The sequence below is a fragment of the Streptomyces sp. NPDC110618 genome, assembly GCF_055657065.1.
Genome location: NZ_JBVKBN010000001.1, coordinates 481,269 through 507,795, shown reverse-complemented (window position 1 = coordinate 507,795; position 26,527 = coordinate 481,269). Strand labels below are relative to the sequence as shown.

The 26,527-nt window shown below is 71.7% G+C and carries 21 protein-coding genes, 1 tRNA gene and 1 pseudogene; 10 read left to right on the top strand and 13 right to left on the bottom strand.

Going from position 1 to position 26,527, the window contains the following annotated elements; all coding sequences use genetic code 11:
• Positions 1-10: 10 nt before the first annotated feature.
• Together ACZ7L7_RS02185 and ACZ7L7_RS02180 are read right to left on the bottom strand one after the other, a co-directional pair.
• Positions 11-1,258, bottom strand: coding sequence for a M14 family metallopeptidase (locus tag ACZ7L7_RS02185; RefSeq protein ID WP_472074429.1), 1,248 nt, complete (start codon positions 1,256-1,258; stop codon positions 11-13).
• The gene (locus ACZ7L7_RS02180) at positions 1,255-3,195 is read right to left on the bottom strand and encodes a Xaa-Pro dipeptidyl-peptidase (RefSeq protein ID WP_471591662.1); all 1,941 of its coding nucleotides are present in this window, start codon (positions 3,193-3,195) and stop codon (positions 1,255-1,257) included. The genes ACZ7L7_RS02185 and ACZ7L7_RS02180 overlap by 4 nt, the downstream gene beginning before the upstream one ends.
• 190 nt (positions 3,196-3,385) lie before the next feature.
• Here ACZ7L7_RS02180 and ACZ7L7_RS02175 point away from each other — a divergent pair, with 190 nt between their 5' ends.
• Positions 3,386-4,879 carry a M1 family metallopeptidase gene (locus ACZ7L7_RS02175; RefSeq protein ID WP_471591661.1) on the top strand — a complete coding sequence of 498 codons (1,494 nt, stop codon included), beginning with the start codon at positions 3,386-3,388 and terminating at the stop codon, positions 4,877-4,879.
• A 69-nt stretch (positions 4,880-4,948) separates the two neighbouring features.
• Here ACZ7L7_RS02175 and ACZ7L7_RS02170 read toward each other — a convergent pair whose 3' ends face one another.
• Positions 4,949-5,881: a PfkB family carbohydrate kinase gene (locus tag ACZ7L7_RS02170; protein ID WP_471427973.1), complete on the bottom strand. Its 933-nt coding sequence runs from the start codon at positions 5,879-5,881 to the stop codon at positions 4,949-4,951.
• Complete coding sequence (locus ACZ7L7_RS02165; RefSeq protein WP_472074427.1) at positions 5,878-6,366, bottom strand: macro domain-containing protein; 489 nt, start codon at positions 6,364-6,366, stop codon at positions 5,878-5,880. The genes ACZ7L7_RS02170 and ACZ7L7_RS02165 overlap by 4 nt, the downstream gene beginning before the upstream one ends.
• Before the next feature lie 106 nt (positions 6,367-6,472).
• Between ACZ7L7_RS02165 and ACZ7L7_RS02160 the strand changes: the two genes are divergently transcribed.
• A complete protein-coding gene (locus ACZ7L7_RS02160; protein ID WP_453604832.1) occupies positions 6,473-7,186 on the top strand; it encodes a MerR family transcriptional regulator in 714 nt (237 codons plus the stop codon).
• Positions 7,187-7,238: 52 nt separating this feature from the next.
• On the opposite strand, the gene ACZ7L7_RS02155 is transcribed toward ACZ7L7_RS02160, so the two are convergent.
• From ACZ7L7_RS02155 to ACZ7L7_RS02135, 5 genes are all read right to left on the bottom strand, one after another.
• A complete protein-coding gene (locus tag ACZ7L7_RS02155; protein ID WP_453604834.1) occupies positions 7,239-9,407 on the bottom strand; it encodes a 3-hydroxyacyl-CoA dehydrogenase NAD-binding domain-containing protein in 2,169 nt (722 codons plus the stop codon).
• A 41-nt stretch (positions 9,408-9,448) separates the two neighbouring features.
• Positions 9,449-10,663 carry an acetyl-CoA C-acetyltransferase gene (locus tag ACZ7L7_RS02150; protein ID WP_453604835.1) on the bottom strand — a complete coding sequence of 405 codons (1,215 nt, stop codon included), beginning with the start codon at positions 10,661-10,663 and terminating at the stop codon, positions 9,449-9,451.
• A gap of 22 nt (positions 10,664-10,685) precedes the next feature.
• Positions 10,686-11,828, bottom strand: a complete 1,143-nt coding sequence (locus ACZ7L7_RS02145; protein WP_472074424.1) for an acyl-CoA dehydrogenase family protein — start codon at positions 11,826-11,828, stop codon at positions 10,686-10,688.
• Positions 11,825-12,961, bottom strand: coding sequence for a CaiB/BaiF CoA transferase family protein (locus ACZ7L7_RS02140; RefSeq protein ID WP_285513896.1), 1,137 nt, complete (start codon positions 12,959-12,961; stop codon positions 11,825-11,827). Before ACZ7L7_RS02140 ends, ACZ7L7_RS02145 begins: the two co-directional genes overlap by 4 nt.
• Positions 12,962-13,068: 107 nt before the next feature.
• A complete protein-coding gene (locus tag ACZ7L7_RS02135) occupies positions 13,069-13,449 on the bottom strand; it encodes an MmcQ/YjbR family DNA-binding protein (RefSeq protein ID WP_285513895.1) in 381 nt (126 codons plus the stop codon).
• A 91-nt stretch (positions 13,450-13,540) separates the two neighbouring features.
• Between ACZ7L7_RS02135 and ACZ7L7_RS02130 the strand changes: the two genes are divergently transcribed.
• Positions 13,541-14,719 carry a saccharopine dehydrogenase family protein gene (locus tag ACZ7L7_RS02130; protein WP_285513894.1) on the top strand — a complete coding sequence of 393 codons (1,179 nt, stop codon included), beginning with the start codon at positions 13,541-13,543 and terminating at the stop codon, positions 14,717-14,719.
• 581 nt (positions 14,720-15,300) lie between these two features.
• Here ACZ7L7_RS02130 and ACZ7L7_RS02125 read toward each other — a convergent pair.
• From ACZ7L7_RS02125 to ACZ7L7_RS02115, 3 genes and pseudogenes are all read right to left on the bottom strand, one after another.
• Positions 15,301-15,984 (bottom strand): annotated as a pseudogene (locus ACZ7L7_RS02125) (endonuclease V); the annotation flags it as partial.
• Positions 15,985-16,012: 28 nt separating this feature from the next.
• Complete coding sequence (locus tag ACZ7L7_RS02120; RefSeq protein ID WP_285513893.1) at positions 16,013-16,342, bottom strand: plasmid stabilization protein; 330 nt, start codon at positions 16,340-16,342, stop codon at positions 16,013-16,015.
• Between the two features lie 54 nt (positions 16,343-16,396).
• Positions 16,397-17,437, bottom strand: a complete 1,041-nt coding sequence (locus ACZ7L7_RS02115; protein ID WP_471591658.1) for a WD40/YVTN/BNR-like repeat-containing protein — start codon at positions 17,435-17,437, stop codon at positions 16,397-16,399.
• Positions 17,438-17,713: 276 nt separating this feature from the next.
• On the opposite strand from ACZ7L7_RS02115, the gene ssgD reads away from it, so the two are divergent.
• The 5 genes from ssgD to ACZ7L7_RS02090 all read left to right on the top strand — a co-directional run bounded on the left by ssgD (position 17,714) and on the right by ACZ7L7_RS02090 (position 23,154).
• Entirely contained in the window at positions 17,714-18,130 is a 417-nt protein-coding gene (gene ssgD / locus ACZ7L7_RS02110) for a spore wall synthesis regulator SsgD (RefSeq protein ID WP_285513891.1), read from the top strand.
• 304 nt (positions 18,131-18,434) lie between these two features.
• Positions 18,435-20,057 (top strand): ABC-F family ATP-binding cassette domain-containing protein, encoded by a 1,623-nt coding sequence (locus ACZ7L7_RS02105; RefSeq protein ID WP_472074421.1) that lies wholly within the window; start codon positions 18,435-18,437, stop codon positions 20,055-20,057.
• A 203-nt stretch (positions 20,058-20,260) separates the two neighbouring features.
• Positions 20,261-21,037 carry a dimethylargininase gene (ddaH, locus tag ACZ7L7_RS02100; RefSeq protein ID WP_285513889.1) on the top strand — a complete coding sequence of 259 codons (777 nt, stop codon included), beginning with the start codon at positions 20,261-20,263 and terminating at the stop codon, positions 21,035-21,037.
• Between the two features lie 220 nt (positions 21,038-21,257).
• Positions 21,258-22,235 carry an acyl-ACP desaturase gene (locus ACZ7L7_RS02095; protein ID WP_285513888.1) on the top strand — a complete coding sequence of 326 codons (978 nt, stop codon included), beginning with the start codon at positions 21,258-21,260 and terminating at the stop codon, positions 22,233-22,235.
• Between the two features lie 55 nt (positions 22,236-22,290).
• Positions 22,291-23,154 (top strand): hypothetical protein, encoded by an 864-nt coding sequence (locus ACZ7L7_RS02090; protein WP_472074419.1) that lies wholly within the window; start codon positions 22,291-22,293, stop codon positions 23,152-23,154.
• 3 nt (positions 23,155-23,157) lie between these two features.
• Here ACZ7L7_RS02090 and ACZ7L7_RS02085 read toward each other — a convergent pair.
• Positions 23,158-23,232: transfer RNA gene (locus tag ACZ7L7_RS02085), tRNA-Trp, on the bottom strand.
• A 90-nt stretch (positions 23,233-23,322) separates the two neighbouring features.
• On the opposite strand from ACZ7L7_RS02085, the gene ACZ7L7_RS02080 reads away from it, so the two are divergent.
• Both ACZ7L7_RS02080 and ACZ7L7_RS02075 read left to right on the top strand, forming a co-directional pair.
• A complete protein-coding gene (locus tag ACZ7L7_RS02080) occupies positions 23,323-24,729 on the top strand; it encodes a DUF2201 family putative metallopeptidase (RefSeq protein WP_453606887.1) in 1,407 nt (468 codons plus the stop codon).
• Positions 24,726-26,519: an AAA family ATPase gene (locus ACZ7L7_RS02075; protein ID WP_453606890.1), complete on the top strand. Its 1,794-nt coding sequence runs from the start codon at positions 24,726-24,728 to the stop codon at positions 26,517-26,519. The genes ACZ7L7_RS02080 and ACZ7L7_RS02075 overlap by 4 nt, the downstream gene beginning before the upstream one ends.
• Positions 26,520-26,527 lie beyond the last annotated feature (8 nt).

The window sequence follows — 26,527 nt, the reverse complement described above, 5'->3', positions numbered from 1 at the left end:
CTCCTCCGTTTCAGCAGTCGGTGTCGGGCTGGGCGACGGTGAGGTGGTAGGGGGCCCGTTCGTCGAGGAGCAGCGGGACGAGGGCGCGCAGGGGCTGGCGGAGCGGGACGTAGGTGCCGTGTGTCCGTACACCGTGCAGGGCGAGTTCGTCCTTGAACTCGGTGTACTGCTCGGCCGTCAGCCGGTAGCCGCAGGGTGGGTCGGGCAGTGTCTCGGCCGGTTCCGGCGGCTCGTTGTCGGCGCCGCCCAGGTAGACCGGTCCGGTGTCGCGCAGACCGGCGCGACGGGCGGCGGCGGTGGCCGCGTCGACCGTCCGGCCCCGCTCCCCCGCAAAGGCGAACAGGCCGTCGAGGGCGGCGAGTTGGGAGCCGACCCGGCGCCGGTTGTTGACCGGCGCGGGCACGCCGGTCAGGTTGTCCACGCGGCTCTCGATGAGCAGGCCGACGGTGTGCTTGATTCCGGACATGTTCCGCAGGATGCGTTCCTGTCCGTCGCCGGCGACCTGCCGGGTCGGCTCACCGGTGACGGGGTCGGTCCAGATCCCGTAGGTGCCGGTGGTTTGGCCGTCGGCCTCGGCGGCGGGGCGGACGTAGTCCAGCGACAGGGTGCGGGCCTCGCGGTGCAGGGCGGGGGCGGTGTTGAGGTTGCGGGGCCACAGGTCGAACAGGTCCTTGTCGTAGTACGGGGGTGTGGCGCCGTACTCGTGCAGGTCGTAGACGACGTCGGGGGCGCGGTCGCGGATCACGGCGGCCAGGGCCCGGCCCTCGGCGGTGCGCAGGGCGAGGTGGTCGCGGTTGATGTCGACGCCGTCGCTGTTGCCCCGGGTGTCGGCGGCCCGGCCGTCGGGGTTGGCGGTGGGCACGACCAGCACGGTGGTGGACCGCAGCAAGCGTCGGGTCCGGGCGTCGTCGCCGAGGGCAAGGTCGCGGACGGTGGTCAGGCAGGCCTCGCGGCCGGCGGGTTCGTCGCCGTGCTGGCTGCACACCAGCAGGACGGTGCGGGTGGTGGGGCGGGTGCCGATGCGGACGAGTTGGAGCGGGCGGTTCTGTTTCGTGGTGCCGATCCGGGAGACCGACATGCGCTCGCTCGCCCGGTCGACGGCGGCGAGGAACGCCTGCTCCTCCGGCTGGCTGGTCCAGCGGGCGCCGCCCGACTCCTCGAAGCCGGTGCGGGGCGCGGTGTCGGCCGCCTGTGCGGGAAGCGACAGCAGGGGTGCGGCGAGGGCGGCCGCGATCAGCGCGGCGACCCGGGACTTCACGATGCCTCCGGGACACGCGGGGCGGTGCGCGGATCGCGTACGCCGTCCAGGACGGCCTCGCCCAGGGCGGTGGCCGCTCCCGAGGTGGCCGCGCGGAAGGCGGGGGCGCCGCCGACCAGCTGCAGCCGGGCCGAGGTGCGGGTCAGGTCGAGCGTCAGGGTGGGCCGGGTGGACGGGGGGTCGATGAGGTCCTTGTCGGTGCCCGCGACGATCAGGGCGAGCCGGTGTCCGGCCGGGACGACATGGTCGGTGGCGGCCAGGTCGAGGGTGACGGTGTGCGGCTCGCCCGGTGTGAGCGGTGCTCCGCCGTAGGAGGCGAGGTCGGCCCAGCCCCGGCTGACGATGGTGAAGTCGACGTCGGCGGTCTTCGCCGCGGTCTCCCGGAAGCAGGCGCTGTCACCGGGCGCACTGACGCCCCAGCAGGTGCGTTCGGTGAGGGTGGTGATGCCCTCGCCCGCGCTCGCGTAGTCCCGGATGGTGTCGGGGCCGAGGTCCACCAGGACCGCCGAGAGGTGGGCGGAGGAGGTGCTCGGGGTGGCGGTGACGGTGACCTTCGAGGAGCCGGACAGACGCAGGTCGCGGGTGAGCGGTGCGGTGGCGAAGCCCGCCTTGTCGGGGGTGGGCCGGTCGATGTGGGCGGCCCAGTCGGTCTCGTCGCGCGCCGGGTCGTCGGTGAAGGTCTCGGTGCCGCGGTCCCGTTTCAGACCGAGGGTGCCGACGCCGTCCTGGGGTCCTTCGGCGGGGCGCAGGGTGGTCTTCTCGGTGCCGCGCGGGGGCCAGACCTGGGAGGTGACCCACTGGTCGGGGCCGCGCTCGATGTCGGCCATCGGCTCGTCGTCGATGCCGTTGTCGTAGCCGAGGAGTTCGTGGTCGAACCAGCGGTGCAGGGTGCGGACCCAGTCGGCGCGGCGGAAGTCGAAGGGGTCGACGTGACCGGCCTGGGTGAGCCAGATCTTGCGCTCCACGCCGTTCCTGGCCAGGGCGTCCCACCACTGGCCGAAGTGCTTGGTGCGGACGTTGAGGTCCTGCATGCCGTGGACGACGAAGACACTGGCCTCGACGCGGTCGGCGTCCGGCACGTAGTCGCGCTCGCTCCACAGCGGCGTCCAGGCCCCGGTGCGCGGGGCGCCGTCGACGAGCTTCCGCTGGACGGCGGCGCAGCGGGCACGGGCGTCGGGGCTCTCGACGTAGTTCGACAGCCACTCGGGGCCGGAGTCGTAGAGCGGGGCGCCCTGGGCGAAGTAGTAGTCGTACCAGGAGGAGATGGCGCCGATCGGGACGACGGTCTCCAGGCCCTCCACGCCCGTGGCGGCGACGCCGTTGGCGATGGTGCCGTCGTAGCTCTTGCCGATCATCCCGGTCTTGCCGTTGGTCCAGCCGGTGGCCCTGGCCCGGGTGGTGCCGGTGCGGGTGGTGTAGGCCCGGCCGCGGCCGTTGAGCCAGTCGACGACGGCCTTGGCGGACTGGATGTCGGAGCGCCCTCCGACGTCCACGCAGCCGTCGGAGCGGTTGGTGCCGGCGAGGTCGACGCCGACGAAGGCGTATCCGCGGGGCACGAAGTAGTTGTCGTAGTACAGCGGCATCTGTACGACGTTCCCGTTGGCGTCGTACGTCTTGCGCTGGCTCTCGTTGCCCCGTCCGCAGCAGGAGTAGTAGGGGCTGGCGTCCATGATGACGGGCACCTTGCGGCCCCGCTCGGCGGGTTCGCGGGGGCGGACGATGTCGACGGCGACCCGGTCGGTGCGGCCGTCTGCGTCACCGTCGATGCGGGTGTCCACCCATACGGCCTCGCGGATGGCGGTCTCGTAGGAGTAGACGGGTTCACTCGTGCGCGGGCCCGCCTGGGCCGTCGCCGGGGTGAGGAGGGTTGCCATCAGGGCGGCCGTGGCCGCCGTCGCGAGCGGTCTCCAGATCGTGAAGCGCGTGCGTATCGGCATGCGCCGGACGGTACAGCGGTCAACTCCCGCGCAGAAGAGGGCAATCGGGCAGGGTGAGGGGGGTGGGTGTACTGCGTGCGCGTGTCGGCCGAATGGCGATCGTGTGACAGCGGGGCCTGTAGACACCTGCGGGGCACAGGGAGTCAATAGGGTTCGAACAGCCTTCGGTCCCCAACGACTTGGAGCTTTCGTGCACCGCAGATATCTCGCGCCCGGCGCGCTCGCGGCGGCCACCGTACTGCTGGCGATCCCGGCATCGGCCGCGAGTTCCACGCAAGGCGCCCCGGGCATCGGCGATCCCTACTACCCGGCCTACGGCAACGGCGGATACGACGTCGGCCACTACGACCTGCGGCTGAAGTACCAGCCCACGACCGACCTGCTGGAGGGGACGGCGACCCTGCTGGCCCGCACCACGCAGGATCTGTCACGGTTCAATCTGGACTTCCTGCTCGACGTCTCGGAGGTGCGGGTCAACGGCGCGAAGGCGTCGTTCTCCACCTCCGGCGAGCACGAGCTGGAGATCACCCCGAAGCACCCGCTCGCCAAGGGCTCGGACATCACCGTCGTGGTCCGCTACAGCGGCGTGCCGTCGAGCAAGAGCGCCTACGGCTTCACCAGCTGGCACCGCACCCAGGACGGCGGGGTCGCCGCCAACGAGCCCGAGGCGGCCTGGTGGTGGTTCCCGAGCAACGACCACCCGCGGGACAAGGCCACCTACGACGTGTCCGTCCAAGTGCCCACCGGCACCCAGGCCATCTCCAACGGCACCCTCCAGTCCACGAGTTCACGGCTCGGCTGGACCCGCTACAACTGGCGGTCCAACAAGCCGCAGGCGACGTACCTGGCCACGCTGGCGGTCGGCAGGTTCGACATCACGACGTCGACGACGGAGAGCGGCATCCCCGTCATCAACGCCTACAGCAAGGACCTGGGCGACAACTACAACGCCGCGCGCGCCAGCATCGAGCGGTCCGGTGAGATCACCGACTGGCTGAGCGAGTACTTCGGGCCGTACCCGTTCAACTCGGTCGGCGGCTATGTGCCCAACACCAGCACGCGGTACGCGCTGGAGACGCAGACCCGGCCGTTCTACAGCCCCGCCCGGTTCTCCAGCGGCACCAACACCTCGGTGGTCGTGCACGAGCTGGCCCACCAGTGGTACGGCGACCTCGTGTCGGTGGCCGGCTGGAAGGACATCTGGATCAACGAGGGATTCGCCCGCTACTCCGAGTGGCTGTGGTCCGAGCACGAGGGCGAGGGCACGACCCAGGAGATCGCCGACTACGTGTACGCCTCGCACCCGGCGGACGACCCGTTCTGGACGGTACGGCCCGGTGACCCGGGTCCGGACAACCAGTTCCACCTCGCCGTCTACGACCGGGGCGCGCTGGCCCTTCAGGCGTTGCGGAACGAGATCGGCGACGAGGACTTCTTCGCCATCCTGAAGGGCTGGACCGCCAAGTACGCCCACGGCAACGCGACGGTGGCCGACTTCCGCACGTACGCGGAGCGGGTGTCCGCGCGGTCGCTGGGCGAGTTCTTCGACACGTGGCTGTACGAGCCGTCGAAGCCGGCGGCTCCGGAGGCGCGTGCCGCGTCGATCGCGCGGAAGGCGTCGGCGCCGGTGCAGCCGAAGTCGTGGAAGAAGCTGGTCGCGACGGCTGACGTGCACGAGCACTGAGCCCCCCTGTACCGGCCGTGGTCTCCGGCGGGGCCACGGCCGGTGCCTGTTTCGGAGCGCCCGGGCGTTTCAGCGCGCCTGGGCGTTTCGGCGCGCCTGGGCGTTTCGGCGCGCCTGGGCGAGGAGGGCGTCGCGGGAGATCGCGTCCGCGCGGGTCGCCGGGACCGTGCAGGCGTAGGCGCCCGCGATCGCGCCGTACTGGGCGCAGCGGGTGAGGGGTTCGCCGTTCAGGTAGCCGAAGAGGAAGGCGGCGGCGAAGGCGTCTCCGGCGCCGTTGGAGTCGACGACCGGGGCCGGGGGTGTGACCGTGGGTACGTGGGTCAGCTCGCCGTCGGCCAGGAGGTACGCGCCCTCGGCGCCGGCGGTGGCGACGACGGCCTGTGCGCGGCCCTCGCGGGCGATGCGGCGCATGGTCGACTCCCGGTCGTCCAGGGCCGTCGTGGAGAGGAAGACCAGGTCGGCGGCGAGGGCGAAGGGCTCGTGGTAGGGGTTCTCGCCGTCCCAGTTGTGCAGGTCGGTGGAGATCGTGACGCCTGCCTCGCGGAGCAGCGGCAGGGCGTCGGCGCAGGGGTGGGTGATGGACACGTGCGCGTGTCGGCTCGCCCCGGCGAGGGCGCGGACGGTGTCCTCCGGGAAGCGGTCCTCGGGGGCCGACCTGCTGATGTCGTACAGGGAGAGCCGGCGGCCGTCGGGGCCGACGAGGTTCACGGCGCGCTTGGTGCCGAGCGGTTGGGGTACGGCGGTCAGGCCGATGCCGCGCTCCTCGTGCAGGGCGCGCACCAGGTCGCCCTCGGGGTCGTCGCCGAGCAGGTCGAGGTGGTGGACGCGCACGCCGAGCGCGGTCAGACCGAGCGCGACGAAGTCCCCGGTCTGTCCGGCGCGGGTGTGCACCCCGGACTCGATCATGTAGCTGTCGGCGTACGGCAGCGGCAGCTCGGGCACCTGGACGATGGTGTCGACACCCGCCCCGCCCAGCACGAGTACGTCGGTGTTCCGGCTCAACTTCCGCCCTCTCCATGGTCGTAGACGGTGACGGGGATGCCCCGGCGCACCAGCCGGTCGGTGATGAGCGGCTCGACGCGGGACCACTTGCCCCCGGCCAGGCCGCACCCTATCCGGGGCATGTGCACGGACGCGCCCAGTTCGGCCGCGCGGTCCGCGAGCCGTTCCAGGGCCGTGTCGATCGCCTCGTAGCGGACCGGCACGCCCTTGCTGCCGGTGCGTATCCCCCGCTGGCCGATCACGTTGGCCACCCACACATACGGTTCGACCTGGACCAGCTGCACCGCGCCCAGGCCGAAGTCGTTGGCCGCGCGGTCGCGGTGCCAGGCGCGGTAGGCCCGCTCCGGCTCCGGCCAGCGGCGGGACAGGGCCACCACGAAGCCCTTTCCCCATCCCCCGATGTCGTTGCAGACATGGGCGATCACCTTGACGCCCTTGACCGACGGAACGGTGGCGTCACCCCGGACGTATTCGATCTCCGACATGACGCCACCGTAGGCGCTGCCACTGACAGTGGCCGCTGGATTTACCCGTGGTCCAACCCGGCCCGAGTGGTGTCACAGCACTGGTGAGACAGCGATACTGATGAACATGACGACCGGCACCGAGGAACCCACCCTCACGATCGACGAGCTGGCCGCGCGGGCGGGGATGACGGTCCGCACGGTGCGGTTCTACGGCACCAAGGGGCTGCTGCCTCCTCCGGTGCTCGGCCCGCGGCGGGTGGGGCACTACGGGAGGGAGCACCTGGCCCGGCTGGAGCTCATCGAGGAGTTGCAGCGGCAGGGGCTGACGCTGGCCGCCGTCGAGCGGTATCTGCACCGGCTGCCGCCCGGCGTGGACGCCCAGGATCTCGCCGTCCACCGGGCCGTGGTGGCGTCCTGGGCGCCGGAGGCCATGGAGACGGTGACCCGCGCCGAGCTGGAGCAGCGGGCGGGGCGGGAGCTGTCCGACGAGGACGTGGAGCGGCTGGCGCAGATGGGGTTCGTCGAGTACGTCGGCCCGGACGTGCGGATCGACACCGGGCTGCTGCGGCTGGGGGTGCGGCTGCTGGAGATGCCGCTGTCGCAGGAGGCGATCCTCGCCGCCCGCGAGGTCCTGATCGCGCACTCCCGGGCCGCCGCCCACGAGCTGGCGCAGCTGTTCCGCGGCGAGGTCGCCGAACGCGCCGCGAGCGATGTGAAGTCGCTGTCGGCGGAGATGCAACCGCTCGTCGTGCAGGCCCTGTTGACCACGTTCCAGCGCTCGATGCAGCAGGAGCTGCGGGCCTGGGTCAAGGCGGCGGAGGGCGAGGAGCCGGAATGACACGGCGCCGGACGGGCCGCGAAAGCCCGTCCGGCGCCCCGTCGTCGAGGGCTTACGCGTCCGTGAACCGCTCGCCCTTCTCCGCCTTCTCCACCAGCAGCGCGGGCGGCGTGAAGCGGTCGCCGTACTTCTCCGCCAGCTCCCGCGCGCGGGCTACGAAGCCGGGCAGGCCGCCCTCGTAGCCGTTGATGTACTGCAGGACACCGCCGGTCCAGCCGGGGAAGCCGATCCCGAAGACGGAGCCGATGTTGGCGTCGGCGACCGAGGTCAGCACGCCCTCCTCCAGCAGCCGGACGGTGTCCAGCGCCTCCGAGAACAGCATGCGCTCCTGCATGTCCCGGAACGGGATCTCGGCGTCCGGCTTCGTGAAGTGCTCGCGCAGGCCCGGCCACAGGCCGACGCGCTTGCCGCTGTCGTCGTAGTCGTAGAAGCCGGCGCCCGCCGCGCGGCCCTCGCGGCCGAACTCGTCGACCATGCGGTCGATGACGGCCTCGGCGGGGTGCGCCGTCCAGGTGCCGCCCGCCTCCTCCACGGCCCGCTTGGACTCGTTGCGGATCTTGCGCGGGAGGGTGAGGGTCAGTTCGTCCATCAGGGACAGCACCTTGGCGGGGTAGCCCGCCTGCGCCGCCGCCTGCTCGATCGACGCGGGCTCGATGCCCTCACCGACCATGGCGACACCCTCGTTGATGAAGTGGCCGATCACCCGGGAGGTGAAGAAGCCGCGCGAGTCGTTGACGACGATCGGCGTCTTCTTGATCTGCCGGACCAGGTCGAAGGCGCGCGCCAGCGCCTCGTCGCCGGTCCGCTCGCCCTTGATGATCTCGACCAGCGGCATCTTGTCGACCGGTGAGAAGAAGTGCAGACCGATGAAGTCGGCCTGGCGCTCGACGCCTTCGGCCAGGACGGTGATGGGGAGCGTGGAGGTGTTGGAGCACAGCAGGGCGTCCGGCTCGACGATGTGCTGGATCTCCTGGAAGACCTTGTGCTTCAGCTCCGGGTTCTCGAACACCGCCTCGATCACCGCGTCGCAGCCCGCCACGTCCTGCGGGTCGGCGGTCGGTGTGATGCGGGCGAGCAGGGCGTCCGCCTTCTCCTGTGTCGTACGGCCGCGGGAGACGGCCTTCGCGCAGAGCTTCTCGGAGTAGCCCTTGCCCTTGGCGGCCGCCTCGACGGAGACGTCCTTCAGGACGACCTCGATGCCGGCGCGGGCGCAGGAGTAGGCGATGCCCGCGCCCATCATCCCCGCGCCGAGGACGGCGACCTTGCGGACCTGGCGGGGCTCGATGCCCTTGGGCCGGTTGGCGCCGGAGTTGACGGCCTGGAGGTCGAAGAAGAACGCCTGGATCATGTTCTTCGAGATCTGCCCGGCGGCCAGTTCGACGAAGTAGCGGGCCTCGATGACCTGCGCGGTCTCGAAGTCGACCTGGGCGCCCTCGACGGCCGCGGCGAGGATGTTGCGCGGGGCCGGGTAGGGGGCGCCGTTGGTCTGCTTGCGCAGGTTGGCCGGGAAGGCGGGCAGGTTGGCGGCGAACTTCGGGTTCGCCGGGGTGCCGCCGGGGATGCGGTAGCCGGGCCGGTCCCAGGGCTGCTGCGACTCGGGGTTGGCGTCGATGAAGGCGCGGGCCTTGGCCAGCATCTCCTCCTGGGTCTCGGCCACGTCGTCGACGAGGCCGTTGGCCAGGGCGCGCCTGGGGTCGTACTGGGTGCCCTGGAGGAGGACCTTCAGCAGGGCGTCGGCGATGCCGAGCAGGCGGACGGTGCGGACGACTCCGCCGCCGCCGGGGAGCAGGCCGAGGGTGACCTCGGGGCAGCCGATCTTGGAGCCGGGGGCGTCCAGGGCGATGCGGTGGTGGCAGGCCAGCGCGATCTCGTAACCGCCGCCGAGGGCGGCGCCGTTGAGGGCGGCGACGACCGGCTTGCCGAGGGTCTCGATGCGGCGCAGGTCGCGCTTGATGGCGAGGCCCGCTTCGAACACCTGCTGTGCCGTCTCCGGGGTGACCCGGATGAGGTCGCGCAGGTCGCCGCCGGCGAAGAAGGTCTTCTTGGCGGAGGTGATGATGACGCCGCGGACGGTGTCCTTCTCCGCCTCCAGGCGGTCTGCCACCTGGGCGAGGGAGGCGCGGAACGCCTGGTTCATGGTGTTGGCGGACTGGTCGGGGTCGTCGATGACGAGGGTGACGACGCCGGTGCGGTCCTGTTCCCAGCGGATGGTGGTGGTCATGAGGGGGTCTCCGTTGAAGTCTCGTGTGGCCGCTGGGGTCTTCAGACGCGTTCGACGATGGTGGCGATGCCCATGCCGCCGCCGACGCACAGCGTGGCGAGGCCGTAGCGCTTGTCCTGGCGCTCCAGTTCGTCGATGAGCGTGCCGAGGATCATCGCGCCGGTCGCGCCGAGCGGGTGGCCGAGCGCGATGGCGCCGCCGTTGACGTTGATCCTGTCCAGGGGCAGGCCCATGTCCTTGGCGAAGCGCAGGACGACCGCGGCGAACGCCTCGTTGATCTCGACCAGGTCGATGTCGTCGATGGTCAGCCCGGCCTTGGCGAGCGCCTTGCGGGCGGCGGGGGCGGGGCCGGTGAGCATGATGGTGGGCTCGGAGCCGGACACGGCTGCCGAGACGATCCTCGCGCGCGGGGTGAGCCCGTAGCGCTCGCCGACCTCGCGGGAGCCGATGGCGACCAGGGAGGCGCCGTCGACGATGCCGGAGGAGTTGCCCGCGTGATGGACGTGGTCGATCTTCTCCACCCAGTGGTACTCCTGCAGCGCCACCGCGTCGAAGCCGCCGAGTTCGCCGATGTCGGCGAAGGACGGCTTGAGCTTGGCCAGGGAGTCGGCGGTGGTGCCGGGCCGCATGTGCTCGTCGTGGTCGAGGACGACCAGGCCGTTGCGGTCCTTGACCGGGACGACCGACTTCTCGAAGCGGCCCTCCTTCCAGGCGGTGGCCGCGCGCTCCTGGGACAGCGCCGCGTACTCGTCGACGTCGCGCCGGGTGAAGCCCTCGATGGTGGCGATCAGGTCGGCGCCGATGCCCTGCGGCACGAAGTTGGTGGCGAGGTTGGTCATCGGGTCGTTGAACCAGGCGCCGCCGTCGGAGGCCATCGGCACCCGGGACATGGACTCGACGCCGCCCGCGAGGACGAGGTCCTCCCAGCCGGAACGGACCTTCATCGCGGCCAGGTTGACCGCTTCCAGGCCGGAGGCACAGAAGCGGTTCTCCTGGACGCCGGCCACCGTGTCCGGCAGGCCCGCGGCGAGGGCGGCGATCCGGGCGATGACGGAGCCCTGGTCGCCGACCGGGCTGACAACGCCGAGCACGACGTCGTCGATGGCGGCCGGGTCCAGGCCGGGGAAGCGGTCGCGGATCTCGTGGATGAGTCCGACGACCAGGTCGATGGGCTTGGTGCCGTGCAGGGCGCCGTTCGCCTTGCCGCGGCCGCGCGGGGTGCGGATCGCGTCGTACACGTACGCTTCGGTGCTCACAGGGAAGCCTTTCGGGTGAGGGTCAGCCCAGCAGGGAACGGCCGATGATCTCCTTCATGATCTCGGTCGTCCCGCCGTAGATGGTCTGGATACGTCCGTCGGTGAACGCCTTCGCGACGGGGTACTCGCTCATGTAGCCGTAGCCGCCGTGCAGTTGCAGACAGCGGTCGGCGACGCGCTTTTGCAGTTCGGTGGCCCACCACTTGGCCATGGAGGCGTCCACGGCGCCAAGTCCGCCCTCCGAGTGCTCCTCGATGCAGCGGTCGAGGAAGGCGCGGGTGACGGCGCACTCGGTGGCCATCTCCGCGATCTCGAACCGGATGTGCTGCTTGGTGGCGAGCGGGCGGCCGAACGCCTCGCGCTCCTTGACGTACGCGGTGGTGATCTCCAGCAGGTGCTCGGCGCCCGCGATGGCGGCGACGGCGATGCTGAGCCGCTCCTGGGCGAGGTTCGTCATCAGGTGGACGAAGGCGCCGTTCAGCTCGCCGAGCAGGTTCTCCTTGGGCACGCGTACGTCGTGGAAGAACAACTCGGCGGTGTCCTGGGCCTTCTGCCCGATCTTGTCGAGGTTCCGGCCGCGCTCGAAGCCCTCCGTGCCGCGCTCGACGACCAGCAGCGACAGCCCGTGCGCGCCGCCTTCGGGGGTGGTTTTGGCGACGACGATCACCAGGTCGGCGAGGATGCCGTTGGAGATGAAGGTCTTGGAGCCGTTGAGCACCCAGTGGTCGCCGCGGTCCTCGGCGTGGGTGCGGATGCCCTGGAGGTCGGAGCCCGCGCCGGGCTCGGTCATGGCGATGGCCGTGATCAGCGAGCCGTCGCAGAACCCGGGCAGCCAGCGGCGCTTCTGTTCCTCGGTCGCCAGGCCGGTCAGGTACGGGCCGATGATGTCGTTGTGCAGGCCCAGCGCGAGTCCGGGAGTACCCGCGCGGGTGAACTCCTCGGCCAGTACGGCGCTGTAGCGGAAGTCGGTGCTGCCGCCGCCCCCGTACTCCTCCGGCACGGCGAGGCCGAGCAGGCCCTGCTTGCCGGCCGCGCGCCAGGCGTCGCGGGAGACGACGCCGTCCTTCTCCCAATGCTCGTAGTACGGCAGCACCTCCTTGGCGAGGAAGGCGCGGACCGTCTCGCGGAACGCTTCGTGCTCGTCGGAGTAGATCCGCCGCTTCATTCGAGGTCGAGGCCTTTCGTCAGGTCGGGTGCGTCCCAGTCGCGTGCCACGTCCGCGGTGTCGGCGCCCGGCCGCGCGGGTCCGGTGCGGACGGCGGTGGGGGTGGCGGAGAAGCGGGGTGCCGGGGCGGGCTGGGTGATGCCGTCGTGGTCGGTGAAGGTGCCACGGGCGGCCAGGTGCGGGTGGTGCGGGGCCTCGCGGAGGGTGAGGACGGGGGCCACACAGGCGTCGGAGCCCTCGAAGACGGCCGTCCACTCGTCCCTGGTACGGCTCCTGAAGCGGGCGGTGACGGCCTCGCGCAGCTCCCCCCAGCGGGTCCAGTCCTTGCGGGCGTCCGCGTGGCCCTCGATGCCGAGCAGGTCGAGGAAGGTGTCGTAGAACTGCGGCTCCAGGGCGCCGACGGCCATGTACTTGCCGTCGGCGGTCTCGTAGGTGCCGTAGTAGGGGCAGCCGCCGTCGAGGAGGTTGACGGCGCGCCGGTCCTGCCAGCCGCCGGCGGCGAGCATGCCGTGGATCATCGCGGAGAGGTGGGCGGTGCCGTCCACGATGGCGGCGTCCACGACCTGTCCGGCGCCGGTGGCGCGGGCGTGGTGCAGGGCGGCCAGGACGCCGACGACGAGGTAGAGGGAGCCGCCCGCGTAGTCGCCGAGCAGGTTGGCCGGGGCGGGTGGGGGCTGGTCGGGGGTGCCGATCATGCCGAGGGCGCCGGTGATCGCGATGTAGCCGATGTCGTGACCGGCGGTGCGGGCCAGCGGGCCGTCCTGGCCCCAGCCGGTCATCCGGCCGTAGACCAGGCGGGGGTTGCGGGCGTGGCAGTCCTCGGGGCCGATGCCGAGGCGTTCGGTGACGCCGGGGCGGTAGCCCTCGATCAGGATGTCCGCGCGGGCGGCCAGGTCGAGCACGCGCGCGGGGCCGTCGGGGGCCTTCAGATCGATGACCACCGAGCGCTTGTTGCGGTTGGTGATGTCGTACGCCGGATCGATCGCGAGTCCCTGGCCGCCGGGCCGGTCCACCCGGACGACATCGGCGCCGAGGTCGGCGAGGAGCATCGCGGCGAACGGGCCGGGGCCGATGCCGCCCAGTTCCAGCACCCGTACGCCGGTGAGCGGGCCGTGCTCGGGCGTCTCTGCCATCCGGTCCCCAAGGTAGGCGTGACACTACTGCTGTAACACCAGGGATGTTAGGAAGTTGCTTCGAGGAGCACAAGAGCAAGCGCTTAGTAATCTTGCCGGGGCCGGCCTCAGCGCGCATCGAGCTCGGTCACCAGGCGTTTCGGCGCTATGGCGCGGTAGCTCTCCTCGACCCAGTCGCAGAGCAGCTCGGCGGCCGGCGCCCCCTTCGGTTCCAGTGGGATGCGGACCCAGCCGGCCTTGCCGAGGCCGTATCCGGCGGGCTCGGCGCCGGGGCAGGTCAGCGCGTGGGCGTGGGCGGCCTCGTCCTTGAGCTTCACGGTGACGCCCAGCGGATAGCTGCCGTCGTCGACACCGAGGAAGACGAAGACCTTCTTGTTGACCTTCGCCACCGTCTCGCCCCAGGGGTGGTCCTCGGTCGCGCCGGGCAGCGCGAGGGCGAAGCGGCGTACTTTCTCCCACTTCTTCAGGGCGTTCCGGTCCACGGCCATACGCTGCCTCCCGGGCTGGTGGTCGGGCTCCGCACGACCCACGCTAGCCTCGGCCACCGACAACGGCGTGCGGTGCGGGACGAGAGGTGTCATGAGCAGGCTGAACAGGACGGATCGTCCCTACGACATCGTGCTCTTCGGGGCCACCGGCTTCGCGGGCGCGCTCACCGCGCGGTACCTCGCGGAACACGGGCCGGACGGGCTGCGGTGGGCCGTCGCCGGGCGCGACGAGACCAGGCTGGAGCGGCTGCGCGAGTCCCTGCCGGGCGGTGAGCGGGTCGGCGTGCTGCGCGCCGACGTGGCGGACCCGGCCTCGGTGCGGGAACTCGCCCGGCACGCGCGCGTGGTGGCCACGACGGTCGGGCCCTACGTCCGCTACGGCGAGGAACTGGTCGCCGCGTGCGCGGACAGCGGTACGGACTACGTCGACCTGTGCGGTGAGGCGGAGTTCGTGGACCTGATGTACGTCCGGCACGACGCACGCGCGCGTGAGACGGGCGCGCGTCTGGTGCACGCGGCCGGGTTCGACTCCGTGCCGCACGACCTGGGCGCGTACTTCACCGTGCGGCAGTTGCCGGAGGGGGTGCCGCTGACCGTGGACGCCTTCGTCACCGCCAGCGCCATGTTCTCCGGAGGCACCTTCGCCTCCGCGCTCGGGCAGATCGCGCACCGGCGCCGGGTGCGGGCCGCGGCGCGGGACCGGGCGCGGTACGAGCCCCGGCTCATGGGGCGGCGGGTGCTGGCGCCGAGCGGGACGCCCCGGTACGCCGGGGAGGTCGGCGCGTGGGCGCTGCCGCTGCCGACCATCGACCCGCAGATCGTGCGCCGCTCCGCGAAGTCCCTGGAGCGGTACGGGCCGGACTTCCGGTACCGGCACTACGCGGCGGTGCGGCGACTGCCGGTCGCGGCGGCGGGTGTGGCGGGGGTCGCGGCGCTCGCGGCGGCTGCGCAGGTGCCTCCGGCGCGGCGGTGGCTGTCCTCGCGGCTGCGGCCCGGGGAGGGGCCGAGCGCCGAGAAGCGGGCTCGGAGCTGGTTCTCCGTGCGGTTCGTGGGGGAAGGCGGGGGGCGGCGGGTGTTCACGGAGGTGTCGGGGGGTGACCCCGGGTACGACGAGACGGCGAAGATGCTGGCGGAGTCGGCGCTCTGCCTGGCCTTCGACTCCGTCCCGCCGACGTCGGGGCAGGTCACGACTGCGGTGGCAATGGGGGACGCGTTGACGTCCCGTCTGGAGCGGGCGGGGATCGTGTTCCGGGTTGCGGCGCGGCGCTGAAGCGTTTCGGCACTCTCGGTCGGGGCTCGGGCGGGGGTGGGTGCGCTTGCCCGTGCTCGCGGGGTGCCTGGGCGCAGACCCAGCGGCACGACTGCCCGCGGCTAGGGGCGGTGCGAGCGTCGTACGTGTACTCAGTTGCCGTCCTCAGCAGGCGCCCACTCCCCCAGTACCGCCTCCAGGCGCTCCCGTACCGCCGGGTCCCCTGATGCCTCCGCGAAGCGGCGGGCCAGCGGGGTGATCCGCCAGCCTGCGTGGTGGTCGAACCAGGGTGCGGAACCGGCCGTGTTGTGGGCGAGCTTGGCGATCAGTTCGCCCAGCCGGAGCAGCAACTGCTCCTGGTCGTCGGCGCTTTCGGTGCCGCGCAGGCGGGCGAAGAGCTCACCGCCCCGGTGCCACTGGTCCCGGTCGGAGGCGAGGTCCAGCGCCGCCGCGATCTCCGGTGAGCGGGGGCCTTCACCGACCGCCGCTTCCAGTACCCGGCCCGCCCAGGCCACGGGATTGCGCTGGCGCTCGTACAGTTCGCGGCCCCAGGACCGGGTCGGGTCCCGGCGGGCCAGTTCCGCCAGCTCCGGGTTCGGCTCGGAGGCTGCCCGCAGGGCCTTGCGGCACAGGGAGTCCGCTCGGCGCGTCGTCTCCGGGAGGCGGTAGGACGGGGTCAGGGCCAGGACGTGGGCGCAGGCGTTGTCCAGGGTCACGCGGTGGCCCACGGAGACGAAGACCGGCTTCACCGAGTCCCGGGTGCGCAGGGCTCGGCCCACCTCCTCAACACCGGCGAGCAAGGGGGACGTTGAGCCGCGGGGCTCGGCCGGGGGGTCGTACGAGAACGTGAACGGGTTCTTGGCGACGCCGATCGTGGGCAGGCCGGTCAGGACGCCCAGGTGACTCGCCAGGCCGAAGCGGCGCGGGTGGGCCAGGCCGTAGCCGTCGCACAGCACCGGGCCCGGCGGGGCCGGGAGTTCGTCCAGGGCCGCCAGCACCGTGGGGATCTCCCGGAACGCCAGCAGGCCGGGCACGTACGGGAAAGAGATCCTGCCGACGCTCGTCGCCTCCGCGACGACCTCCAGCGTGGCCGCGTCCAGGGTGACGGCAGCGGCGGCGACGAGGTCCAGTTCGTCGTCGTAGGCCACGTCGACGCCGGTGACGTGCCCGGTGCCGGGCGGTGGCCCCGGCTCGTCCAGGACCACCTTCGCGCGCAGTTCGTCCTGGACGGCCAGGGCCTCTTCCTCGGTCGCGGGCCAGCCCGCGGGGATGCGTACGGTCGTCATGATGCCGACGAGCGTACGGGCCCCCGGTTCAGCCCTTGTTGCCGAGGGCGCGTTTCAACTGCCCCTTGTTCATGTCCGAACGGCCGTGGATGTTACGGCGCTTGGCCTCCTCGTAGAGCTGGTCGTAGGTCGGCCCCTGGGCCCCCTTGCCGGACCGCTGACCGCCCCGCTTGCCGGACGACATGTCCTCGGTCGAGGTGCGGCTCGCGGTCTTCGACTCGCCGGCCCGGGCGCGTTCCTTGTTCACCGTCCGCGCCGCGATCTCCTTGGCCCGCCCGGTGCTCTCGCCGCGCTCCTCGGCGCTCTCCTTGATGTGCTCGTACTGCCGCTCCCGCTTGGGACTCGAACCGCGTGGCATGTGCGCTCACTCCTCTCGCAGTCGCCATCGGCGGCCGAGTACCCACTTTCCGGATCACCTCTCCAGCCGTGCCGCGCGCCCCTTCTCCCCCGCCGCCCAGCAGCTCAGGTCAGGTGTGCAGTCGACGGTGTCGTACGAGCCGGTGTCGACGTTCCGCCAGGTGCGGCCGCCGTCGGTGGTCAGGTCGGTGCCGGTGGGGCCGACCGCGAGGGCGGCGGTGCGGCTGTGCGGGAGCCAGGCGACCCCGGAGCGGTAGCCGCCGACCGGTGCCGTGGAGGGCGCCCAGGCCCGTCCGGCGCGCACCGTGCGGGCGGACGCCTGCGGGGACTGCTGGTCCGGCCGGTAGTCCCCGCCCACCGCGAGGCCGTGGGAGCGGTCGCGGAAGGCCAGGGCGAACACGCCCCGCGCGGGGTCGGCGGCCGGGATCGGGGTGTCGGTGGCCGTCCAGGTGCGGCCCCGGTCGGCGGAGTGCAGGACACGCGCGCGTGCCGCGCCGCCCGTGGCCAGCCAGACGTCCCTCGGCCCGGCCGTCACCAGGCACTGCCCACTGGCCGCGAACCCGGCCTCGCCCTCCAGCGCGGCGGGCATCCCGTCGTCGGGCAGCACCCGCCAGCTGCGGCCGCCGTCGGCGGTGGACAGGATCCGGAACCGCCCGTCCACCGGGTCGCTCATGGCGAGCCCGTGCCGCCGGTCGAAGAAGGCGACGCAGTCGTAGAAGGCGCGCGGGTCGGGGTTGCGGAACGTCTCGGTCCAGGTCGCGCCGCCGTCCTCGGTGCGGTACAGCCGGGACGCCTCGCCCTCCCCGATGGCGAGGGCGACGGCCCGGCGCGCGTCGAACGCCTCGATGTCCCGGAACTGCAGCTCCCCGGCCCCCGGCGGTGACACGTCCCGCCAGGTCGCCCCGCCGTCGGTGGTCCGCAGCACCGTGCCCGCGCTGCCGGCCAGCCAGACGGTCCCGCGATCGACGGCGGCGAGCCCGCGGAAGCGGACCTCGGGGTGCCCGGTGTCCTTCACCGCCCACTGCCCGAGCGTCCTGCCGGGGTCGTGCGCCCGCGCGGGGGCGGCCGTCAGCGCGGCCAGCGCGGCCGCGCACATCACCCCCGTGGCCGTCGTCCGAACCGTGCGTCTCCAGCGTCGCCTGTTCCCCAAGGGCCTCATGGCGGGCGAAGCTAGCCCACGCGTACCGCACCGTAAAGACGGCCTCGGCGGCACCGCGGTACCCCGTGCACGCATCGCGGTGACAGAGGTCACTCGATCCCGGTGTGCACGCGAGGACGGTTTTGGTCGTCCTACACAGTGCCGGGCGTCTTCCGCCGGGCTCTGTCCAGCCGTAGCACCCGGCCCGTACCGCCGTAGCAAGGGAGCAAGACGTTGTCCTACGTCATCGAGCACCCCGTAGAGGCCCGTCTCGTCGCCGCCGCCCCGCGGATGTCGTGCATCCCCGCCGCGCTGCACTACGACCGGAGCGACCCGTTCGCCGTCCGGATGACCTTCCCGGCCCCGGCCACCCTGGAGGGTGTGGAGGTGTGCTGGACGTTCAGCCGCGAGCTGCTCACCTCCGGCCTGTCGGAGAGCGTCGGCCACGGCGACGTCCGGGTCCGCCCGTACGGCTTCGACCGCACGGTCCTGGAGTTCCACGCCCCCGAGGGCACGGCCGTCGTCCATGTCCGCACCGGCGAGATCCGCCGCTTCCTGGACGCGACGAACGAACTGGTCCCGACCGGTCTGGAGCACCTCCAGCTGGACCTCGACCACGACCTCGCGGAACTGATGCGGGACGCCTGCTGAATACGGCCGTCCCGGCCCGTCGATTAATTCCGTTGACAGCCCTCCCGGCCTCTCCTACGGTGTACAACGGTCCTGTTGCCGTCGATTGGAGAAGGACGTTGCTCGTCTGAGGTCCTGAGACACCGCGTCGCACCCCCTGAGGTGCGTGCGCAGCGTGCGACCTCGGCGTTCGAGCCGTCCTCCGGCGCGGGGCTTTTTCCATGCCCTCCCCTTTCCGGAGTTCCCCGGACCTTCCCGCGGGTCGCCGCACCGTGTCTCGAAACGCGCTTGCCCCTGATCGTTTCGAGCAACCGCGGAGGCCCGCATGTCACGTTCCATCACCTGTAACGCACTTGCCTTCACCTGGCCCGACGGCACCCCCGTCTTCGAGGGCCTCGACACCGCCTTCGGCCCCGGCCGCACCGGGCTCGTCGGGATCAACGGGTCCGGAAAATCAACCCTGTTGAAGCTGATCGCGGGTGAACTCACGCCCGCCGACGGCACGATCAGGGTGGCCGGGGAGGTCGGCTACCTGCCGCAGAACGTCACGCTCGACACCGCGCTGCGGGTCGACGAGGCGCTCGGCATCGCCGCGCAGCGGGCCGCCCTGCACGCCATCGAGGCCGGTGACGTGGCCGAGGAGCACTTCGAGACGGTCGGCGACGACTGGGACGTGGAGGAGCGCGCCCTCGCCGCCCTCGGCGAACTCGGCCTCGGGCACATCGAGTTGGACCGTACGGTCGGCGAGGTGTCGGGCGGCGAGTCGGTGCTGCTGCGGCTGGCCGCGCTGCTGCTGCGCCGTCCGGACGTACTGCTGCTGGACGAGCCGACCAACAACCTTGATCTGTACGCCCGTCGGCGGCTGTACGCGGCGGTCTCCTCCTGGCCCGGGGTGCTGGTCGTGGTCAGCCACGACCGTGAACTCCTCGACCTGGTGGACCAGATCGCCGATCTGCGCTCCGGGGAGATCACCTGGTACGGCGGCAACTTCTCGGCGTACCAGGAAGCCCTCGCCGTGGAGCAGGAGGCGGCCGAGCGGATGGTGCGGGTCGCCGAGGCCGATCTGAAGAAGCAGAAGCGCGAACTGGCGGACGCGCAGGTCAAGTTGGCCCGCCGCAAGCGGTACGGGCAGAAGATGTGGGACAACAAGCGCGAGCCCAAGGTCGTCATGGGTGAGCGCAAGCGCCAGGCGCAGGTCTCGGCCGGCAAGCACCGCATCATGCACGAGGAGAAGCTCGCCGAGGCCAGGGAACGCCTCGACGAGGCGGCGGAGGCCGTCCGGGACGACGACGTGATCCGCGTCGATCTGCCCTACACGGCCGTACCGCCGGGCCGGGAGGTGCTCACCCTGCTGGACCTGGAGATGCCGTACGGCGCGCGGGTGGCCGGCGGTCTCGATCTGCGCGGGCCGGAGCGGATCGCGCTGATCGGGCGCAACGGCGCGGGCAAGACCACGCTGCTGCGCACGATCGCCGGGGAGCTCGATCCGGTGTCGGGCGAGGCGCGGGCACAGGTGCCGATGCGGTTCCTGCCGCAGCGGCTCGATGTGCTCGACGGTGAGCTGACCGTCGCCGAGAACGTGGCCCGGTTCGCGCCGGGCGCCACCAACAACCGGATCCGGGCGCGGCTGGCCCGGTTCCTGTTCCGGGGCGCCCGTGCGGACCAGAAGGCGGCGACGCTCTCCGGCGGCGAGCGGTTCCGGGCGGCGCTGGCCGCGCTGATGCTGGCCGAGCCCGCGCCGCAGCTGCTGATGCTGGACGAGCCGACGAACAACCTGGACATGGCGAGCGTGAAGCAGCTCACCTCGGCCCTGGAGTCCTACGAGGGCGCGCTGATCGTGGCCAGTCACGATCTGCCGTTCCTGGAGTCGATCGGCATCACCCGCTGGCTGCTGCTGGACGGGGAGCTGACGGAGACCACTCCGGAGGCGGTGCTGTCGGCGCGGTGACGGATGCGCCCATGCCGCGCCGGACCTGATCTTCACGGGTCCGGCGCGGCACCTCCCCGGCATCCCCCGAACCCCGGCGGCGGGGGTCTCAGGAGGGCTACGACCTGATGACGACGGTTTGCGTAGCCGGATCCGGACTGCATGATGGCTGATCGGTGCCCTATGCAACGGGTGCCGCAACCTGCCGCCGATTCGGAGTAGCCGTGCCCAGCAAGAAGGCCCTCGTACGCCGCCCCTCCCCGCGTCTCGCCGAGGGGCTGGTGACGCACATCGAGCGGGAGAAGGTCGATGTCGACCTGGCGATGGAGCAGTGGGAGGCGTACACCGAGGCGCTGCGCGCCCACGGCTGGGAGACGGTCGAGGTGGAGCCCGCCGACGACTGCCCGGACTCGGTGTTCGTCGAGGACACGGTCGTGATGTACAGGAACGTCGCGCTGATCACCCGCCCCGGCGCCGAGGCCCGCCGCGCCGAGACCGCCGGGGTGGAGGAGGCGGTCGCCGCGCTCGGCTGCTCGGTGAACTGGATCTGGGAGCCGGGCACCCTGGACGGCGGGGACGTGCTGAAGGTCGGGGACACGATCTACGTCGGCCGCGGCGGGCGCACCAACGCGGCCGGGGTGCAGCAGGTGCGGGCCGCGTTCGAGCCGCTGGGCGCGCGGGTCGTCGCCGTACCGGTGTCCAAGGTGCTGCATCTGAAGTCGGCAGTCACCGCGCTGCCCGACGGCACCGTGATCGGGCACATCCCGAAGGTCGACCGTCCCGCGCTCTTCCCGCGCTTCCTGTCGGTGCCCGAGGAGGCCGGCGGCCATGTCGTGCTGCTCGGCGGGCACAAGCTGATGATCTCGGCGAGCGCCCCGAAGACGGCGGAGCTGCTCGCGGACCTCGGCCATGAGCCGGTCGTGGTCGACATCAGCGAGTTCGAGAAGCTCGAAGGCTGTGTGACATGTCTCTCGGTGCGGATGCGGGAGCTGTACGCCTGACCGGGTGAACCCCTCACTCCTTCAGCCCTGGGACCTGCGATTCCCGGGGCTGTTCCGCATGCCCTGAAGACTCCGGGGAACCCGTGCTGATCAGCGATCTTTACGCGGCTCTTAACCTACGGCTTCGTAACCTACGGGTTCGTAGCCTACGATCCCGTAGGTTCCCCCGACCGTTTCGCCGGTCCGCCTCCGCTCGTGCTACGTCCCCCTGGAGTACCCCGTGACGATCACCTCCCCCCATCTCGGCAGCCCGTCCGCCGCATGGACCGATGCCCGGCTGCTCTACGCGCTGGAGGAAGTGGTCGAGCAGGAACTCAACCGGCATCTGAAGGTCGCCAAGGACTGGATGCCGCACGAGTACGTGCCGTGGAGCGACGGCCGGAACTTCCCCGGCTTCTTCGAGGACGGCGAGGCCTGGGACAAGGAGCAGTCCAAGGTCACCGAGATCGGCCGGATCGCGCTGGTGGTGAACCTGCTCACCGAGGACAACCTGCCCAGCTACCACCACGAGATCGCCACCCTGTTCGGCCGCGACGGCGCCTGGGGCACCTGGGTGCACCGCTGGACCGCCGAGGAGGGCCGCCACGGCATCGTGATGCGCGACTACCTGCTCACCTCGCGCGCGGTGGACCCGGACAAGCTGGAGGCCTTCCGGATGGCCCACATGAGCGAGGGCTTCGAGTCGGACAACCGCCACTCGATGCTGCACTCCGTGGCCTATGTCGCCTTCCAGGAGCTGGCCACCCGGATCTCGCACCGCAACACGGGCCACCAGTCCGGCGACCCGGTCTGCGACCGCATGCTGGCCCGCATCGCGACCGACGAGAACCTGCACATGATCTTCTACCGGAACCTGCTGAAGGCCGCGTTCGAGATCGCCCCCGACCTGACCATGCAGGCGGTGCGGGACGTGGTCGTGAACTTCCGGATGCCCGGCCACGGCATGCCCGGCTTCGAGCGGTTCGCCGCGCAGATGGCCATCGGCGAGGTTTACAACCTGCGCATCCACCACGACGACGTGCTCCAGCCGGTGCTGCGCTTCCTGAAGATCATGGAGATCGACGGACTCGGCCCCGAGGGGCAGCAGGCGCAGGAGGAGCTGGGTCTTTTCATGGGCGGCCTGGACGCCGAGGCGAGCAAGTTCGACGAGAAGCTCGCCGCCCGCAAGGCCCGGATGGCGGCGCGCGCCGGCCGCTGACCGGCGGCCCGGAATTCCTTGGGCAGGATCGTTGGCCTGCGGCATCATGCAGGCCATGCGTGACAACAGCAGATCGCGACAGGCGGCCGGGTTCCTGCTCGGCCTGATCGACGAGGACACCGCCGCCCGGGTCCGGGCCCGTACCGGCCTGGCCCCGGCGGAGTCCCCCGACGCGGTCCTGCTGCGGCTCGGGCGCGCCTGGAACTGGACGCGTCAGATGCCCGCCTCGGTGGCGCTGTGGGTGCTGGAGAACGACAACCCGACGTCCAACGCGATCGTGTTCCGGCACCTGGAACTGCAGCCCGGTCTGCGCCGGGCGATCGTGCGCGGGCTGCCGTTCGGCCCCGGTCGCATCGAGCGGGTGCCGGTCGACGCCCTGATACGCAGCCAGGAGCCGGAAGTGCCGGACGACTATCGGCGCCTCGGTCTGGTCGGCTGTCTGCGCGCGGTCACCACGATGAGCGCGGGCCGCGCGGCCTCCTCGATGGTCCTCACCCGCGAGGACTGGGCGACGGTCGGCGCGGCGGACCGTGAGCGCCCGCTGCCCGGGTACGCCCGCTGGGCGCTGTCGATACGCCCCGACTGCCCGCCCGAGGTGCGCGCCGGGTTCGGCTCGCACGCCAAGTTCACGCACCGGCTGCGGCAGGCCGGTGTGCTGGAGGGGGCGGCTCCGTACGCCCTTACCCACGACCCCGCTGTCGACGCCCTTGAGGTGCTGGCGATGGGCCGCGTCCTGTTCCCGGGGCGCGTGCGGGAGGCGGAGGACGCCCTGCGGCCGCTGGTGCGGGAGCACTTGGGCGAGCGGGAGGAGGCGTGGGCGATCCTGGCCCAGCTCGTCGAGACCTTCCACGGGACCGCGTACGAGCTGGTGGTGACCGCGGGCGCCATCGCCCTGAACGGGGCCGACCAGGGGGCTTGAGGGGGCGGGGCGGCCGGATTCGAACCGGCGTGACTCGGTTTTGGAGACCGTGCGACTGCCTCTGCGCTACGACCCCGCCCTTGGCGCCCGATCGTAATGGCTTGGCCCGATGTCGGTGCGTCCTGGTACCAATGAGCCACGGGGGAAGTCCGGTTCGGGGGGCGGCACATGGCGTACGGGGAGCGGGGACGGCATGTCCCGGTGGTCGATCTCGCCGACCGCAGGGCCCTGGAGCGGTACCGCCCCGCCGATCCGGCGGTGGTCGAGGAGGCGCGGCGGCTGAAGGAGGCCGCGCTGCTGGACTTCGGGCTGACCGAGTCGGCGGTGGCGTCCTGGCTGTACGCCAAGTGCCATCACCAGATCCCGACGACCGCCGTGGAGACGGCGGCCGTGGTCGCCTCCGGCGACGGCACCTGCCTGCTGCTCTACAACCCGGACTTCTTCGTCGGCATCGGCCTGTCCGGCGTGAAGTTCGTGCTGTTCCACGAGGCCCGGCACCTGGTCCACCGGCACCTCTTCGCCGACCCCGACCTGCGCGCCGACCCGGTCTTCACGCTGGCCACCGAGGTCAGCATCAACCATGTCGCCCTGGTCCGGCTCGGCACCGACAAGCTGCCCCCGCTGGACGGCCGGCCGACGGGAGTGGACCCGCGCGAGGTGCACGAGCTGTACCACGCGGACCTGATGGCGCACGGCCGCGATCCGCTGCCGTACGCGAAGTTCGTCGAGACCGACATGCGGGTCTACGGCGAGCTGAAGCGGATGCACCACCCTCCCGTGCCCGAACAGCGGCTGTGCGCACACCTGTTGGCGGATGCCGTCCCGGCCGACCAGGAGACCGTCGACCTCGTCGCCTCCTCCGCGCTGCTCAACTCCCTGCTGGCGGCCCGGCGCGGACACGCGGGCGCGGAGCGGGAGCTGTTGGACCTGATGGGCCGCAGCGAGGACGGCAACGCGCGCGCGTCCCGGCTGTGGGGCCTGCTCGGCGCGGGTGCCCTGCGCGGGGAGACCACGAGCACGCGCACGGTCGACTGGTGGCAGCGCTGGTTCGTGGACGTGCTCGGCTCCAGGCTGCGCGAGGGCGAGCGGCTGGTGTACCCGAAGAAGCGGGGCGCGCTGCTCGCCGCGCTCGGCCAGGACCCGATGCTCTCCCGGCGCGGCCCCGTCCGTGAGAAGTCCGTCGTCATCGCCCTGGACACCTCCGCGTCGATGCCCCAGCACGTGATCCGTTGGCTGACCGACCTCGTCGGCCGGATCGACGGCGTGCACGCCCACTGGCTGTCCTTCGACGGCGTGGTGATGCCCTTCAAGCCGGGCGAGCGGGTCTACGGCGGGGGCGGCACCAGCTTCCAGGTGGTCGCCGACTACGTGGAGGGCCGCACGGAGGTGAACGGGCGCCGCTTCGAGGAGTCGGCGGACGCCGTCGTGATACTCACCGACGGATACGCACCGACGATCACGCCCGCCGAGCCGGACACATGGATCTGGCTGATCACCGAGGGCGGCGACGAGTGGCCCGAGAGACACACCCCCGCGATGGCCTGCCATCGCGTCAGTACAGGAACGCGGATATGACCACGGAAGTGAAGCGGCCCACCCTGTCCCGTCTGGAGTCGTTCATCGACGCGATGATCGAACTCGGCCAGACCGGGCAGGTCTTCGGCGAGCACGGCATCGGCAAGACGGCCACGTTCTTCACCCACATCGCCCGCACCCACCCGGACACGGCCCTGGTGTACGTACCGGCGGCGAATCTGACCCCGGACGATCTGCTGGTCAACGCGCCGGTGCGGGACGCGCGCACCGGTGAACTGGTGCTGCGCCAGCTGGTGATGAGCCAGCTCAAGCCGGGCCGGCCGTTCGTGCTGCTCATCGACGACTCGCTGCAGGCGGGCGGGACGATCCAGTCGCAGCTGATGCAGATCGCCTGCGACTGGACGCTGGGCGAGCACGATCTGCGCGCCCTCGGCTGCGTCGGCGTCTTCCTCACCGACAACGAGTCGCTGTCCGAGACGGCGGCCCGGCGCGGTGATCTCGCGCTGCTGGACCGCATGGTGACCATGCGGATCACCGCCAACGACACCTCCTGGCGGGAGCATCTGACGGCCAAGTACCGGCCGTGGGACCTGCGTCCGGTGTTCTCCGTGTGGGCCTCGCTGCCGCCGCCGGTAAGGGAGTTGCTCTCCCCGCGCACCCTCGACCATGTGCTCGCCAACGCGCGGGAGGGGTTCCCGCTGCGCTGGGGCCTGCCGCTGGTGGACGGCGAGCGGCTGCGCCTGGCCGAGCCCGGCCCGGACGGCAGGCCCGGCCAGAACCGCACGGCCGAGATCCTGGACCGTATCGCCGAGGCGCTGGGCGTGCCCAACCCGTCCACGGTCGCGGACCCGGTGCGCCAGGTGGTGCGGGCGGCGCTGCGCAACCGCTGGACGGTGCTGCTCCAGGGCCCGCCGGGCTGCGGGAAGACCGAGCTGGTGCGGCAGACGCTGCGCGAGGGGCTCGGCCGTGAGCCGCTGTACTTCTCGCTGCCGGTGACCAATGTCGAGGACCTGTGCGCGCCGATCCCGACGGCCGACGGCACCCTGGACAATCTGCTGGCCGCGAAGTTCACCGGTCCGGAGCCGAAGGCGATCGTGTGGGACGAGTACAACCGGCCCAAGGACCGCGCCGCCTTCGCCAAGCTGATGGAGATCACTCAGGAGTGGTCGCTGGCGGGCCGCCCGATCGAGCATCTGCGGGCGCAGATCGCGGTCCAGAACCCGCCGTACCACCTGGGCCGCAAGCTTCAGGTGGCGCGGAACAACATCGCGCAGGCGACCCGGTTCACCGCCTCGCTGGAGGTGGCGCCGGAGGACATCCCGGCCAATGAGTGGCTGCTCGCACGGTACGGCTCGGACGCCGAGACGGTGCTGGAGTGGTGGAAGCACGACATCGACGACGAGGGCCGGGCCTGGATCACCAAGCGCACCCTGGAGCGGCTGATCAAGCTGCACCGCAAGGGGCTGCCGCTGCAGATGGCGACGGTCTACCTCGGGGACGGCGAGTACGCCCCGGTGCCGCTGACCGCGCTCGTCGACCGGCTGGACAACCGTTCCGTCACGGGGCTGGGCGAGCTGGCCCGCGACGCCGACGCGTGGGAGGCGCGGCTGCGCCGCGCGGCGACGGTCACCGAGGAGGGCGCGAACGACACGGACGTCGTCCACCAGATCCTCGCCAACGCCGAGTTGTCGCAGCTGAGGAAACACCGGCAGGTGGTGACCCGGCTGGTGGCCCTGCTCCCGCCGAAGCTGCGGGCGACCTATCTGGTGGGCGCGGCGCCGAAGCAACAGCGCTTCTGGACCGAGGTGTTCATGGCGATGCGGCGGTGAGCGGGGCC

Bases quoted from the DNA above. Each gene is read 5' to 3' on its own strand.
- ACZ7L7_RS02080 (WP_453606887.1), top strand. From the start codon at position 23,323: ATGGCGTACGGGGAGCGGGGACGGCATGTCCCGGTGGTCGATCTCGCC.
- ACZ7L7_RS02145 (WP_472074424.1), bottom strand. From the start codon at position 11,828: ATGAAGCGGCGGATCTACTCCGACGAGCACGAAGCGTTCCGCGAGACG.
- ACZ7L7_RS02165 (WP_472074427.1), bottom strand. From the start codon at position 6,366: ATGTCGGAGATCGAATACGTCCGGGGTGACGCCACCGTTCCGTCGGTC.
- ACZ7L7_RS02115 (WP_471591658.1), bottom strand. From the start codon at position 17,437: ATGTGCGCGGCCGCGCTGGCCGCGCTGACGGCCGCCCCCGCGCGGGCG.
- ACZ7L7_RS02075 (WP_453606890.1), top strand. From the start codon at position 24,726: ATGACCACGGAAGTGAAGCGGCCCACCCTGTCCCGTCTGGAGTCGTTC.
- ACZ7L7_RS02135 (WP_285513895.1), bottom strand. From the start codon at position 13,449: ATGGCCGTGGACCGGAACGCCCTGAAGAAGTGGGAGAAAGTACGCCGC.
- ACZ7L7_RS02105 (WP_472074421.1), top strand. From the start codon at position 18,435: ATGTCACGTTCCATCACCTGTAACGCACTTGCCTTCACCTGGCCCGAC.
- ACZ7L7_RS02090 (WP_472074419.1), top strand. From the start codon at position 22,291: ATGCGTGACAACAGCAGATCGCGACAGGCGGCCGGGTTCCTGCTCGGC.
- ACZ7L7_RS02155 (WP_453604834.1), bottom strand. From the start codon at position 9,407: ATGACCACCACCATCCGCTGGGAACAGGACCGCACCGGCGTCGTCACC.
- ACZ7L7_RS02120 (WP_285513893.1), bottom strand. From the start codon at position 16,342: ATGCCACGCGGTTCGAGTCCCAAGCGGGAGCGGCAGTACGAGCACATC.
- ACZ7L7_RS02130 (WP_285513894.1), top strand. From the start codon at position 13,541: ATGAGCAGGCTGAACAGGACGGATCGTCCCTACGACATCGTGCTCTTC.
- ACZ7L7_RS02180 (WP_471591662.1), bottom strand. From the start codon at position 3,195: ATGCCGATACGCACGCGCTTCACGATCTGGAGACCGCTCGCGACGGCG.
- ACZ7L7_RS02140 (WP_285513896.1), bottom strand. From the start codon at position 12,961: ATGGCAGAGACGCCCGAGCACGGCCCGCTCACCGGCGTACGGGTGCTG.
- ACZ7L7_RS02160 (WP_453604832.1), top strand. From the start codon at position 6,473: ATGACGACCGGCACCGAGGAACCCACCCTCACGATCGACGAGCTGGCC.